Origin of the sequence: Cupriavidus phytorum (assembly GCF_003254285.1) — a bacterium.
GTDB lineage: Bacteria > Pseudomonadota > Gammaproteobacteria > Burkholderiales > Burkholderiaceae > Cupriavidus > Cupriavidus phytorum.
Genome location: NZ_QKZN01000003.1, coordinates 111,851 through 125,777, shown reverse-complemented (window position 1 = coordinate 125,777; position 13,927 = coordinate 111,851). Strand labels below are relative to the sequence as shown.

At 67.8% G+C, this 13,927-nt stretch carries 10 protein-coding genes; all 10 read right to left on the bottom strand.

The window, feature by feature from the left end; genetic code table 11:
• Positions 1 to 8 precede the first annotated feature (8 nt).
• Positions 9 to 1,445: a high affinity choline transporter 1 gene (locus C7416_RS08955; protein WP_111518330.1), complete on the bottom strand. Its 1,437-nt coding sequence runs from the start codon at positions 1,443 to 1,445 to the stop codon at positions 9 to 11.
• A 291-nt stretch (positions 1,446 to 1,736) separates the two neighbouring features.
• Positions 1,737 to 2,357: a methyltransferase domain-containing protein gene (locus C7416_RS08950; RefSeq protein ID WP_111518328.1), complete on the bottom strand. Its 621-nt coding sequence runs from the start codon at positions 2,355 to 2,357 to the stop codon at positions 1,737 to 1,739.
• A 36-nt stretch (positions 2,358 to 2,393) separates the two neighbouring features.
• Positions 2,394 to 3,971: a ubiquinone biosynthesis regulatory protein kinase UbiB gene (gene ubiB / locus C7416_RS08945; RefSeq protein WP_111518326.1), complete on the bottom strand. Its 1,578-nt coding sequence runs from the start codon at positions 3,969 to 3,971 to the stop codon at positions 2,394 to 2,396.
• Between the two features lie 68 nt (positions 3,972 to 4,039).
• Complete coding sequence (locus tag C7416_RS08940; RefSeq protein WP_111518325.1) at positions 4,040 to 4,729, bottom strand: ubiquinone biosynthesis accessory factor UbiJ; 690 nt, start codon at positions 4,727 to 4,729, stop codon at positions 4,040 to 4,042.
• Positions 4,730 to 4,857: 128 nt separating this feature from the next.
• Positions 4,858 to 5,841 (bottom strand): Tim44 domain-containing protein, encoded by a 984-nt coding sequence (locus C7416_RS08935; RefSeq protein ID WP_111518323.1) that lies wholly within the window; start codon positions 5,839 to 5,841, stop codon positions 4,858 to 4,860.
• A gap of 73 nt (positions 5,842 to 5,914) precedes the next feature.
• Positions 5,915 to 6,646: a bifunctional demethylmenaquinone methyltransferase/2-methoxy-6-polyprenyl-1,4-benzoquinol methylase UbiE gene (ubiE, locus tag C7416_RS08930; RefSeq protein WP_111518321.1), complete on the bottom strand. Its 732-nt coding sequence runs from the start codon at positions 6,644 to 6,646 to the stop codon at positions 5,915 to 5,917.
• A 31-nt stretch (positions 6,647 to 6,677) separates the two neighbouring features.
• Positions 6,678 to 7,094: a gamma-butyrobetaine hydroxylase family protein gene (locus C7416_RS08925; protein WP_111518319.1), complete on the bottom strand. Its 417-nt coding sequence runs from the start codon at positions 7,092 to 7,094 to the stop codon at positions 6,678 to 6,680.
• Between the two features lie 79 nt (positions 7,095 to 7,173).
• Entirely contained in the window at positions 7,174 to 9,039 is a 1,866-nt protein-coding gene (locus C7416_RS08920; protein WP_111518317.1) for an ABC transporter ATP-binding protein/permease, read from the bottom strand.
• 130 nt (positions 9,040 to 9,169) lie between these two features.
• The gene (locus C7416_RS08915) at positions 9,170 to 9,607 is read right to left on the bottom strand and encodes an HIT family protein (protein WP_062796744.1); all 438 of its coding nucleotides are present in this window, start codon (positions 9,605 to 9,607) and stop codon (positions 9,170 to 9,172) included.
• A gap of 190 nt (positions 9,608 to 9,797) precedes the next feature.
• Entirely contained in the window at positions 9,798 to 13,772 is a 3,975-nt protein-coding gene (locus C7416_RS08910) for a DUF3683 domain-containing protein (protein WP_111518315.1), read from the bottom strand.
• Between the last annotated feature and the right edge of the window lie 155 nt (positions 13,773 to 13,927).

The following is a 13,927-nucleotide window of genomic DNA, read 5'->3' as shown; positions in this document are numbered from 1 at the left end:
CCGCGCCGTCAGGCGATATGGACTTCCTTGACCGGCGCGTGATCTGCAATCCACTGCGGCAGCAGCGAGCCGATCACCATGCCGCTGATCGAGAACAGCAGGCCGACCATCTGCGGCGGCACCACGGCATCGGCAAAGGCGATCTCGCAGGTCAGCCACGACGACAGCCCCAGCAGGATCGCGGCCAGCCCGCCCTGGCGGGTGGCGTGCTTCCAGAACATGCCGAAGGCCAGCGGCACGAACGACGACACCAGCGTGACCTTGTAGGCATTTTCGACCATATGGAAGATCGACAGGTGCGAGTTCAGCGCGAACAGCGTCACCAGCGTGGTGAACACCAGCACCACGGTCTGCATCACGCGCAGGAACTGCTTGTCGTCGAGATGGCGAAAGTACGGCCGCAGGATGTTTTCGGCAAAGGTCACCGACGGCGCCAGCAGCGTCGCCGAGGCGCAGCTCTTGATCGCCGACAGCAGCGCGCCAAAGAACATCACCTGCGCGAACATCGGCGCGTGCTGCAGGATCAGCTGCGGCAGGATCAGCTGCGAATCGGTGTCGATGTACTTCGCCACCATGCCCGGATCGATCAGCGTGGCCGAGTACGCCAGGAACATCGGGATAAAGGCGAAGCCGAAGTACAGCACGCCGCCCAGCACCGACGCGCGCCCGGCGATCTGCTCGGTGCGCGACGAGGTCACCCGCTGGAACACGTCCTGCTGCGGGATCGAGCCCAGCATCATGGTGAACAGCGCCGCCGCGAAGCCGATGATCTGCACGAAATCCAGCGACGGCAGGAACTCGAACTTGCCGGCCGCGGCCGCGTGCGACACCACCGCCGTCACGCCGCCAGCCTGGCCGCTGACCTCGTAGCCGATATACATCATGCCGATCACGATGATGATCATCTGGATGAAGTCGGTGATCGCCACCGACCACATGCCGCCGAACAGCGTATAGACCAGCACGCTGGCGGCGCCGATCATCATGCCGGCCTCCTGCGACAGCGCGCCGTCCGACACGGTATAGAACACCAGCCCCAGCGCCTTGATCTGCGCCGCCACCCAGCCCAGGTAGGAGACCACGATGCACAGCGTGGTCAGCACCTCGGCCAGCCGGCCATAGCGGTTGTGGTAGTAGTCGCCGATGGTCAGCAGGTTCATCCGGTACAGCGGCCGGGCAAAGAACAGTCCGACCAGGATCAGGCACAGCGACGACCCGAACGGGTCCGACACCACGCCCGACAGGCCTTCCTTCAGGAACACGGCGGGGATGCCCAGCACCGTCTCCGAGCCAAACCAGGTGGCGAAGACGGTGGCGGTGACGATATGGAACGGCAGGCTGCGCCCGGCAACGGCGAAATCGGTGGTGTTGCGTACGCGCAGCGCCGCCCACAGGCCGATGCCGACCGAGATTACCCAGTAGATGATGACAAACCAGATCAGCATGCCGCTGCCCTATGCAGAAGGTGCCCTTGTGGCGAGAAACCGAATGCCGGGCGGCTGGGCGCTGGTGCGCGCGCGGGGCCCGGAGTCCAATTCATCGGTCGGGGCCGCATATCGGGGTGCCTGGCGCGTCCCGACGAGGCGGGCAACGCGGCGGGGGCCCGCGGTCGTAGCCGAATCAAAACGCGGATTATAGCGACGCAGACCGGCGCGGGCGAAAAAAATTCCCCGCTGGCGCGAATGCGCCACGCAGGGCACCGCCCTCGCCACAGGGCGGCCTGCCCCGGGGCGGCTTCAGGCGCTGCGCCGGCGCCATACCTGCCAGCGCTCCTGCCCCTGGAACACCGGCAGCGGCGCGGCCGAGGGCCGGTCCTCGATGCGCTCGAAGGCCGGCGCCAGCAGCGCATCGAGCTCAGCCTGGGGCATTGCGAACGGCGGTCCGCCGCGGTTCTCGCCGAGGTAGAAGTAGCCCGCCAGCAGCCCGCCCGGCGGCAGCAGCTCGGCCGCGCGGGCGCCATAGGCCGCGCGCAGCGCCGGCGGCAGCGCGCACAGGAAGGCGCGCTCGTAGATCAGCTCGCACGCCGGCTGCGGCGTGAAGGCGAAGAAATCACCCTGCTGCACCACCGCCCCAGCCGGCCCTAGCGCGCGGCGCGCCGACGCCACCGCCTGCGGCGAGAAGTCGATCGCCGTCACCGGCCAGCCGCGCTCGAACAGCCACGCCGCTTCCCAGCCGTTGCCGCAGCCCGGCACCAGCGTGGGACACGGCTGGCGGCACTCGATAAAGCTGCGGAATTCCTCGGGCACGCCGCCCAGGTCCCAGGGCGTGAAGCCCTCCTTGAAACGCTCGTCCCAGAACGCCGGGTCGCCGGCGTTGCGCGTGCTGAAGCTCGGCACCGGCCTGGTGGTATCGCCCATGGGTCTGTCTCCGTCCCTTGTAGTATTGGCCTGTGGCTACCAGTAGCCGGCCCAGCCCAGCACGTGCGTGAGCACGATGCCGGCGACGAAGCCGCCCACCAGCAGCACCGCGGTGCCGAGCAGCCGGTTGGTGCGGCGCTGCTCCAGCACCAGCATGGCCAGCAGCTTGTCCTGCTCGCCGTTGCTGGTGAGCGCGCGCCGCTCCAGGAACTGGTGCGCCAGGCGCGGGAAGTCGGGCAGCATCTTGGCCCACTGCGGCGCCTCGACCTTGATCCGCTCCCATGCGCCCTGCCAGCCCACCTGCTCGTGCATCCAGCGTTCCAGGAACGGCTTGGCGGTCTTCCACAGGTCCAGGTCCGGGTCGAGCTGGCGCCCCAGCCCTTCGATATTGAGCAGGGTCTTCTGCAGCAGCACCAGCTGCGGCTGGATCTCGACGTTGAAGCGGCGCGAGGTCTGGAACAGCCGCATCAGCACCATGCCCAGCGAGATTTCCTTGAGCGGCTTGTCGAAGTACGGCTCGCAGCAGGCGCGCACCGCGCTTTCCAGTTCTTCGACCCGGGTCTCGGGCGGGACCCAGCCGGATTCCACGTGCAGCAGCGCCACGCGATGGTAGTCGCGGCGGAAGAAGGCGATGAAGTTCTGCGCCAGGTAGTTCTTGTCGAATTCCGACAGCGCGCCGACGATGCCGAAGTCCAGCGCGATATAACGGCCGAAGGTCTCGGGCTGCACCGACACCAGGATGTTGCCCGGGTGCATGTCGGCATGGAAGAAGCCGTCGCGGAACACCTGGGTGAAGAAGATCTCGACGCCCTCCTCGGCCAGCTGGTGCATGTCGACGCCGGCGGCCTTGAGCGATTCGGTGCGCGAGATCGGGATGCCGTGCATGCGCTCCATCACGAACACCGTGCTGCTGCACCAGTCCCAGAACACCTCGGGCACCAGCAGCAGGTTGGTATCGGCAAAGTTGCGGCGCAACTGGCTGGCGTTGGCCGCCTCGATCATCAGGTCGAGCTCGTCGTGCAGGTATTTGTCGAACTCGGCCACCACCTCGCGCGGCTTCAGGCGCTTGCCGTCGGCCCAGAAGCGCTCGAGCCAGGTGGCCATGTCGCGCATCAGCGCCAGGTCGCTGTCGATCACCGGCAGCATGCCGGGGCGCAGCACCTTCACCGCGACCTCGCGCCCGTGGCTGGGACCGCCCCTGAGCGTGGCGAAGTGGACCTGCGCGATCGACGCGCTCGCCACCGGCTGGTGCTCGAAGGTCTCGAACAGCTGCTCCAGCGGCCGCCCGAGCGAGCGCTCGATAATCCTGACCGCCACCGCCGAGTCGAATGGCGGCACCTGGTCCTGCAGCTTGGCCAGCTCGTCGGCAATGTCCGGCGGCATCAGGTCGCGCCGGGTCGACAGCACCTGGCCGAACTTGACGAAGATCGGACCCAGCCGCGTCAGCGCCAGCCGCAGCCGCACGCCGCGCGGCATGTCGAGCTTGCGGCCGATGGTGATGACCCGTACCAGGAAGCGGATCCTGCGGCTGCTGAAGCCCGAGAGCACCAGCTCGTCCAGGCCGTAGTAGAGGATGACGAAAAGGATCTTGCCAAGGCGCAGGAGGCGGGTCATTCGGGAGTCTTCACGGGGCCGGGCAGGCAGTCAGTGGATGATTGGAAGGAAAGCGCGGCTGGGCCGGCTCAGCGGTGCGGCGACGGCAGCTGGCCGGATGGGCCGGAGGAGCCCGGCGCAGGCGGCGTGCCGCCGCGCTCCAGGCGCTCCAGCCGCTTCTCCAGCCGCGCCAGGCGGTCGCGCAGCTGGCCCACGTCGGCGCCGAACTCGTCCAGCGCGGCGTGGCGCACCAGCGTCGGCTGCTCGTCGAGCAGGTAGTCGGTGACGTTGTCCACCAGCGCGCGGCCCACGCGCGTGGCCTGTTCATGGACCTGGCGCGCGCCATCGACCACGCGCTGCGCCACGCTGTCGCTGACCGGCCCGCCCAGGATGCCGCGCAGCGCGCGCGACAGGTCCTCGGCGGCATCCCAGCGCAGGTTGCGCGCCAGCGTCGACACCGTATTGGCCAGTTCGGCGTCGCCTTCGATGCGCACATGGCGCATGGCGGCGGCCTGGCCGCCTTCGGCCACGTCGGCGGCCACCAGCGGCCACTGCTGCAACGGCACGCGCAGCGTCACCGCGGGCGCCTCGGCCGCGGGCGCCAGCTCGGTGCAGCCGTGCTCGGTCACCTTCAGCGACAGCTCGAAGGCGGCGGCATCGAAACGGATCACGCGTCCGGCAAACGGCGCCAGCTGGTTGCGGGCCCACGGCTCCTGCTCGAGCAGATGGTTCAGTGCCGAGACGGCAGGCATGGCCAGGGCGGAAGGCAGAGTATTCATGGCGGCGCGGATGGCGGGCAGGCGGCGACGCGCGGGACACGGCGTCGCAAACAAAAAGGCCCACGCTTTCGCGTGGGCCTCCATTCTAAGCTACTCCCCCCGGCGCATCACCGCCGCGGGGTGCGGCATCAGGACTCTTGCTGGATCCCGGCCAGCAGCCAGCCGCCGCTGCCGGAGACCGGCTTGGCCAGGTTCCAGACCTCGCCGAACGGCTGCGCCGCCTCGCCCGCCTTCTCGCGGATCATGCCCGAGAAACGCACGCTGGCCAGGTGCTGGGCCGGCGACGACTCGATGCCAAGCAGCTGGGCTTCGAGCGTGACCACGTCGGTCTTGTTGACCTCGGCGCCGCGCTCGGCCAGGTCCATCTTGATCTCGGCGAACATTTCCGGCGTGGTGAACTCGCGGATATCGTCCAGGTTGCCGGCATCCCAGGCGGCCTGCAGGCGCACGAAGTGGACCTTGGCGTTGCGCAGGAAGGATTCGGCGTCGAAGTCGGCCGGCACGCCCCACGGCTGCTGCGCCACCGAAGCCGCGGCAGCGGCGCCAGCGGCGGCGGGCAGAACCGGGCTGCCAGACACGTTGCCCACGTTACCCGACACCGGCGGCGTCGGCTCGCCGCGGAACATCGGCTCGGCGTCGCGGCCCAGGTTGGGCGCATGGCCGGCACCGGCGTAGGCCGGCTGCGCGGTGCGCTTGCTGCCGCCGCGGAACTTGCGGATCAGCCAGATCGCGGCGAATGCCACCAGCGCGATCAGGATCAGGTTGGACAGGAAGGTCAGCGCCGCGCCGCCCAGGCCGAAGTGCGACAGCAGCCAGCCGATACCCAGGCCGGCGGCGATGCCGCCCAGGATGCCGCCCCAGTTGCGCTTGGGCGCCGCGGCCGCGGCCGCGCCGGCTGCCCCGGCCGTAGCCGGTGCCGCCTGCTGTGCGGGTTGCTGCGCCTGTTGCGTGGGCGAAGTGGGCTGGGTCTGCTGGCGCTGGGTCACCGACTCGGACTGCTTGCCGATGCTGCGCGAGCCGCCCATGCGCTTGGCTTCGGCGTCGAAAGCCATGCCGACGGCCAGCGCCGTGACCAGCGACCCCACCAGGAATTTTCCACGAATTGACGACATATGCTGTTATCCCCTGTCAGTTTCGCCCATATACGGGCGAGCATGGCGATTTCAAGTGTTCTTTCAAGTGTTCTCAATACTTGCGTCCGACATGGAGCGCCACCACTCCGGCCGTCAGATTGAAGTATTCGACATTCTCCAGGCCTGCATGTTCCATTAAGCGTACAAGCGAAACCTGGTCTGGATGCATTCTGATCGATTCCGCGAGATAGCGATAGCTCGGGGCATCCCCTGCCACGCGCTGGCCCAGCCACGGCAGCACCTGGAAAGAATAGACGTCGTAGGCCTTCTCCAGCGGTTTCCAGACCTTGGAGAACTCCAGCACCATCACCTTGCCGCCCGGCTTGACCACGCGGCGCATCTCGGCCAGCGCGGCGTCCTTGTGCGTCATGTTGCGCAGGCCGAAGGCGACCGTGACCAGGTCGAAGTAATTGTCGGGGAACGGGATCTTCTCGGCGTCGCACAGCGCCACCGGCGTGACGATGCCCTTGTTGAGCAGCCGGTCGCGACCCACGCGCAGCATCGACTCGTTGATGTCGGTCAGCCAGACCTGCCCGGTCGGGCCGGCCTGCTTCGCGAACGCCTTGGCCAGGTCTCCGGTGCCGCCGGCGATGTCCAGCACCTTGTGGCCCGGGCGCACCCCGGCCTGCGCGATGGTGAACATCTTCCACAGCCGGTGCATGCCGCCCGACATCAGGTCGTTCATCACGTCGTACTTGCTGGCCACCGAATGGAACACGCCGGCAACCTTGCCGGCCTTTTCCGTTTCGTCGACCTTTTCGAACCCGAAGTGGGTTTCACTCATCTTTCAAGACTCCAGGATTGTCGGGGGCGGCTCAGTGATGGCCGCAGCCGTGCCCGCCGCCGGCGGCGGGCATCGGGGTGTCGCGATCGGCGCCGGCCGCTTCCAGGCGCTGCAGGTAGTCCTGCCACAACGCGTCCTGGTTGTCGCCCAGGCGGTACAGCAGGTCCCACGAATAGATGCCGGTGTCGTGGCCGTCGGAGAAGCGGATCTGGATGGCGTAGTTGCCGACCGGCTCGACCGCCTCGACGCCGACCTCGCGCTTGCCGGTCTGCAGCACCTCCTGCCCCGGGCCATGGCCCTGGACTTCGGCGGAGGGCGAATACACGCGCAGCAGCTCGAACGGCAGCCGGAAGCTGCGGCCGTTGTCGAAGCCGATCTCGAGCACGCGCGATTGCATGTGCACCGTCAGCGCGGTGGGATGGGGGGTGTCTTTTTCCAGGCCTGCCATGGTGATCGCGGCCCGCTGACGGGCGCTTGTGAGGGTGATTGCCGCATGATGCCGCACCGGCTGCCGCGGCAGCCCCGCATCACGCTTCGCATACGACCCGATAGCTTACCCCAGGCTCGCCGGCTTGCGCAGCCCGGGCCGCTTCGCCATCCTGCGGCACATAGCGCAGCCGGCGCTGGTGGAAGGCCGCCACGGTGCTGCGGTGCGCAATGCTGACGATGGCCGTGTGCGGCAGCTGCTCCACCATCAGCTGGTACATGGCGCGCTCGGTGTCTTCGTCGAGCGCGCTGGTGGCTTCGTCGAGGAACAGGTAGTCAGGCTGCTGCAGCAGCGCGCGCGCAAAGGCCAGGCGCTGCTGCTCGCCCGGCGACAACCGCAGCGACCAGTTGTCGAACACGTCGAGCTGGTCCGCCAGCGCGGCCAGGCGGGTCTGGCGCAGCGCCGCCTGCAGCACGTCCTTGCCATGTTCGGTGCCGGCGTCCGGGTAGGCCAGCGCATCGGCCAGCGTGCCGATCGGCAGGTAGCTGCGCTGCGGCAGGAACAGCCGGCGCGCGCCCTCCGGCATGGTCACCGTGCCGCTGCCGTACGGCCAGATCCCGGCCAGCGCGCGGAACAGCACGCTCTTGCCGCAGCCCGACGGGCCGCTGACCAGCCAGCGCTCGCCCGGCGCCACCGCCAGCGAGAACGGCGCCACCAGCGGCCGCTGGCCCACCGCCGCGCCGCGCGCGGCGCGCACCGGCAAGGCCAGCGCCAGACTGTCGATGGCGATGCCATCCTCCGGCTTGCCGTGGTACGCCACCTCGATATCGCGGCTGCCGTCCTGCGATGCATCCTGCCGCTCGGCCACGCGGATCGCTTCCTGGAAATCGATCAGGCGGTTGGCCGCCGCCTTCCAGCCCACCAGCGTGGCGTAGCTGTCGACGAACCACGACAGCGCGCCCTGCACCTGCCCGAACGCCGAGCTGGTCTGCATCAGACCGCCCAGCGTCATCTTGCCGGCGAAGTAGCGCGGCGCCGCCACCAGGATCGGGAAGATGATGGCGAACTGCGCATAGCCGGAACTGACGAAGGTCAGCCGCCGCGTATAGCGCATCAGCTGGTTCCAGTTGGCGCGGATGCGGTCGAAGCGCGCGCGCAGGCCGGCCTGCTCGGTCGGCTCGCCGCGGTAGAGCGCCACCGGCTCGCTGTTCTCGCGCAGGCGCACCAGCGTGAAGCGGAAGTCGGCTTCGTATTGCTCCTGCTGGAAGTTCAGCCCGATCAGCGGGCGGCCGACCACGTGCGCCACCAGCGAGCCGATCACCGCATAGCCGGCGGCGAACCACACCATATAGCCCGGGATGGTCCACTCGGTGCCGCCCAGCGCAAAGCTGATCGGGCCCGACACGGTCCACAGGATGCCGACGAACGACAGCAGCGTCACCACCGAGTTGAGCAGCCCCAGCGACAGCGACAGCGCGCCGTCGGTGAACAGCCGCAGGTCATCGGCGATCCGCTGGTCGGGGTTGTCGGTGGCGTGGGTCTGTTCGATGCGGTAGTAGGCCTGGTGCCCAAGCCAGTGGCCCATGAAGCGGCCGGTCATCCAGGTACGCCAGCGCATCTGCAGCATCATGGTGTAGTACTGGCGCGAGATCGCCGCGACGATAAAGAACGCCGCGATCCACGAGAAGCGCAGCAGCAGCACCTTGAACGACGCATAGTCGCGCTGCTCCAGCGCGTTGTAGAACACGCGGTTCCATTCGTTGAGCAGCACGTTGATATAGACGATGCCCAGGTTGAGCACCACCACCAGCGCCAGCAGCCCCAGCCCGGCGAGGCGGTCTTCGGATTTCCAGTAGGGCTTGATCAGCGCCCAGGTTGCGGCCATGCGCAGCCGGCTCTGGATCTTGAGGGCCCGGGCGGGAACGGCCGGGCCCGGTACGGTGACGGAAGTCGGGGTCGAGGACATAGCGGCAGCTTTCTGGCCGGCCAGCGCGCTTGCTGGCCGGACCTGTTGTTCTGGTGCCGCGGCGCAGGCGCGGCCGCGGCGGCATCAGCATTCAGACGGTTGCCGGCCGGCGCGGGTTCCGCGCCCGGCTTCAGGCGTCGCCCGCCTCGACCAGCGCAAGCGCCGTACGCAGCGCCGGCAGCCGGCTGGCCAGTTCCTGCACGCGCACGGGGTCCGCCGCGCGCTGCGGCGCAGCCCAGATCGCCTCGGGGAAATGCGTGTCCCAGCGGTAGCGCGGGATGATGTGCCAGTGCAGGTGCGGCACCATGTTGCCGAACGCGGCCAGGTTGACCTTGTCGGGCGCCATCACCTCGCGCACCACCCGCTCGACGCGCGCCACCAGGCGCATCAGCCAGGCCTGGTCGCCTTCGTCGAGGTCGCTCAACTCGGCCACGTGGTCGTTCCAGACGATGCGGCAGAAGCCGGGGAAGCGGTCATGCTCGACCAGGATCAGGCGGGCGCGGTCGCCCATCCAGACCAGTTCGCCGCCGTCGGTCTCGCAGAGGGGGCAGTTGGGGCTCTTGATCATGCGGCGCATTACCTTTCGTGCTGCGTGTTTGCTCCCCTCTCCCGCTTGCGGGAGAGGGGTTGGGGAAGAGGGCCGGAACATCCACGAAGTGACCGCCGTCGCCATGCGATGCGCCGGCCCTCTCCCCCGCCCCTCTCCCGCTCGCGGGAGAGGGGAGAAAACCAGTGGCGAAAGTCAACGTCGCCAGGCCTTACACCAGCACCCGCTCGATCCCGCCCGCATTGGCCTTGGCCACATACTCGGGCATCCAGTTCTCGCCCAGCAGGTGCTTGGCCATCTCGATCACGATGTAGTCCGCCTGCACCGACGCGTCTTCCTTGTAGCGCGACAGGCCCTGCAGGCACGACGGGCAGCTGGTCAGGATCTTGACGTCGCCGGTAAAGCCGTCGGCGCGCAGCTTGTCGGCGCCTTTGGTCATCTCTTCTTCCTTGCGGAAGCGGACCTGCGTCGAAATGTCAGGACGCGTCACCGCCAGCGTGCCGGACTCGCCGCAGCAGCGCTCGTTCTTCTCGATCTTGCCCAGGCCGGCGTTGCCGCCCATCAGGTCGTTGACCAGCTTGGTCGGATCGACCGTCTTGATCGGCGTGTGGCAGGGGTCGTGGTACATGTAGCGCGTACCGGTCACGCCTTCCAGCTTGACGCCCTTCTCGAGCAGGTACTCGTGGATGTCGATGATGCGGCAGCCCGGGAAGATCTTGTCGAATTCATAGCCGGCGAGCTGGTCGTAGCAGGTGCCACAGCTGACCACCACGGTCTTGATGTCGAGGTAGTTCAGCGTGTTGGCCACGCGGTGGAACAGCACGCGGTTGTCGGTGACGATCTTCTCGGCCTTGTCGTACTGGCCGTTGCCGCGCTGCGGATAGCCGCAGCAGAGGTAGCCCGGCGGCAGCACGGTCTGCACGCCGACGTGCCACAGCATCGCCTGCGTTGCCAGCCCCACCTGCGAGAACAGCCGCTCCGAGCCGCAGCCCGGGAAGTAGAACACCGCTTCCGTTTCCGGCGTGGTCGCCTTGGGATCGCGGATGATCGGCACGATCTCGTTGTCTTCGATGTCGAGCAGCGCGCGCGCGGTCTTCTTGGGCAGGTTGCCCGGCATCTTCTTGTTGATGAAGTGGATCACCTGCTCGCGCACCGGCGGCTTGCCCACGGTCGCGGGCGGATGCGCGGTCTGCTTCTTCGCGATCTTCTTCAGTACGTCGTTGCCCAGGCGCTGCGCCTTGTAGCCCCAGTCGATCATGACCTTGCGGGTCAGGTTGATGGTCTCGGGGTTGGTGGCATTGAGGAAGAACATCGACGCCGCGGTGCCGGGGTTGAACTTCTTCTGCCCCATCTTGCGCAGCAGGTTGCGCATGTTCATCGACACGTCGCCGAAGTCGATCTTGACCGGGCACGGCGTCACGCACTTGTGGCACACGGTGCAGTGGTCGGCCACGTCCGAGAACTCGTCCCAGTGCTTGACCGAGATGCCGCGGCGGGTCTGCTCCTCGTACAGGAAGGCCTCGACCAGCAGCGAGGTCGCCAGGATCTTGTTGCGCGGGCTGTACAGCAGGTTGGCGCGCGGCACGTGGGTGGCGCACACCGGCTTGCACTTGCCGCAGCGCAGGCAGTCCTTGACGCTCTCGGCGATGGCGCCGATGTCGCTCTGCTGCATGATGATCGACTCGTGCCCCATCAGCCCGAACGACGGCGTGTAGGCATTGCGCAGGTCGGCGCCGGGCAGCAGCTTGCCCTTGTTGAAGCGGCCCTGCGGGTCGACCTTCTGCTTGTAGGCGCGGAAGTCGCCGATCTCTTCCTCGGTCAGGAACTCCAGCTTGGTGATGCCGATGCCGTGCTCGCCCGAGATCACGCCGTCGAGCGAACGCGCCAGGTCCATGATGCGGGCCACCGCGCGGTGCGCGTCCTGCAGCATGTCGTAGTCGTCGGAATTCACCGGGATGTTGGTGTGCACGTTGCCGTCGCCGGCGTGCATGTGTAGCGCGACGAAGACGCGGCCGCGCAGCACCTGCTTGTGGATCTTCTGGGCTTCGTCGAGGATCGGCTTGAACTCGCCGCCGTTGAAGATCTTGCGCAGCTCGGCGCGGATCTCGGTCTTCCACGAGACGCGGATGGTGCGGTCCTGCAGCAGGTGGAACACGGTCGCGTCCGGCTGCTGCTGCAGCCGCGCCTCGAACTCCTGCCCCAGCAGGCCCAGCCCGTGCCCGATCAGCGAGGCCTTGGCCTGCGCCAGCGGCGTATCGAGATGGCCTTGCAGGTAGCGCCAGCGCGCGCGGATCTCGCGCAGCAGCGTCAGCGCGTGCTGCACGCGGTCTTCCAGCAGCTCGGCGCTGGGGATCTCGTTGGCGTCGTCGCTGCGGCCCAGCGGCAGGTTGCCGCGCGCGAAGAACGCTTCGAGCGTGTCGACCAGCTGCAGCTTGCTCTTGATCGACAGCTCGATATTAATGCGCTCGATGCCGTCGGTGTACTCGCCCATGCGGTTCAGCGGGATCACCACGTCTTCGTTGATCTTGAAGGCGTTGGTGTGCTTCGCGATCGCGGCGGTGCGCGAGCGGTCGAGCCAGAATTTCTTGCGGGCCTCGGGACTGACGGCGATAAAGCCTTCGCCGCTCTTGCCGTTGGCCATGCGGATCACTTCCGAGGTGGCGCGCGCCACGGCGTCTTCATCGTCGCCGACGATATCGCCGATCAGCACCATCTTCGGGAAGGCATTGCGCTTGCTCTTGGTGGCGTAGCCGACCGCGCGCAGGTAGCGCTCGTCCAGGTGCTCCAGGCCGGCCAGGATGGCGCCGCCGGGCTTTTTGGTCTCGGCGTCGAGGAAGTCCTTGATCTCGACGATGCTGGGGATGGCGTCGCGCGCCTGGCCGAAGAACTCCAGGCACACGGTGCGGATGTGCTTGGGCATGCGGTGCAGGATCCAGCGCGCACTGGTGATGATGCCGTCGCAGCCTTCCTTCTGCACGCCGGGCAGGCCCGCCAGGAACTTGTCGGTGACGTCCTTGCCCAGGCCTTCCTTGCGGAACTTGCGGCCCTCGATCGCCAGGGTCTCGGTGCGCAGCACCTTCTCGCCCGGGGCGCGGTTGCCGTCCGACCACTTCAGCTCGAAGGTGGCCACCGGCACGTCGTGGATCTTGCCCAGGTTGTGGTCCAGCCGCGTGATTTCCAGCCAGTTGCCTTCCGGATCCACCATGCGCCACCAGGCCAGGTTGTCGAGCGCGGTGCCCCACAGCACGGCCTTCTTGCCGCCGGCGTTCATGGCAACGTTGCCGCCGATGCACGAGGCGTCGATCGAGGTCGGGTCGACCGCGAACACCAGGCCCGCCTTGTCGGCGGCATCGGCCACGCGGCGCGTCACCACGCCGGCGCCGGAGAAGATGGTCGCGACCTTGTGCGACACGCCCGGCAGGTCGGTCTGCTCGACCGGACCGAGCTGCTCCAGCTTCTCGGTATTGATCACCGCGCTCATCGGCGTCAGCGGCACGGCGCCGCCGGTGTAGCCGGTGCCGCCCCCGCGCGGGATGATGGTCAGGCCCAGCTCGAAGCAGCCCTTGACCAGGCCGGCGATCTCTTCCTCGGTGTCGGGCGTCAGCACCACGAACGGGTATTCCACGCGCCAGTCGGTGGCGTCGGTCACGTGCGACACGCGCGACAGCCCGTCGAACTTGATGTTGTCCTTCTGCGTGACCTTGCCCAGCACGCGCTGCGCGCGCTTGCGCAGGTCGTAGGCGGCGGCGAATTCGTTCTTGAAGTCCTCGATCGCCTGCTTGGCGAAGGCGACCAGCTGCTCCACGCGGTGCGAGCGGTCCTCGGCGGCGGGCTCGGCGTGCTCGGCACGGTCGGCGGCGCGGCGCTTCTCGATCTCGTTCAGGCGGTGGTGCAGCGCGCTGACCAGCATCTGGCGGCGCTTGGGATTTTCCAGCAGGTCGTCCTGCAGGTAGGGATTGCGGCGCACCACCCAGATATCGCCCAGCACCTCGTACAGCATGCGGGCCGAGCGGCCGGTGCGACGCTCGCTGCGCAGCTCGTCCAGGATGCGCCAGGCTTCCTCACCCAGCAGGCGGATGACAATCTCGCGGTCCGAGAAGGACGTGTAGTTATAGGGGATTTCACGCAGGCGCGGCGGGGCGTCCTGCGCGGCGAGCTTGGCGTCGAGCACGAGTGGGGCGTTCATTGGGGGGACCGCTTCCTGCTGCGCACGGGGACAGTGCGCGAATCGTTCAGTAAAGGGCGATTGTACTGCAAGCCCTGCTTTCGCCGCACCGCAACATGACGGAATCCTTGTCGGAACAAGGGATTAGCGACTGTCCGGGCGCCCGATGCGCCCCG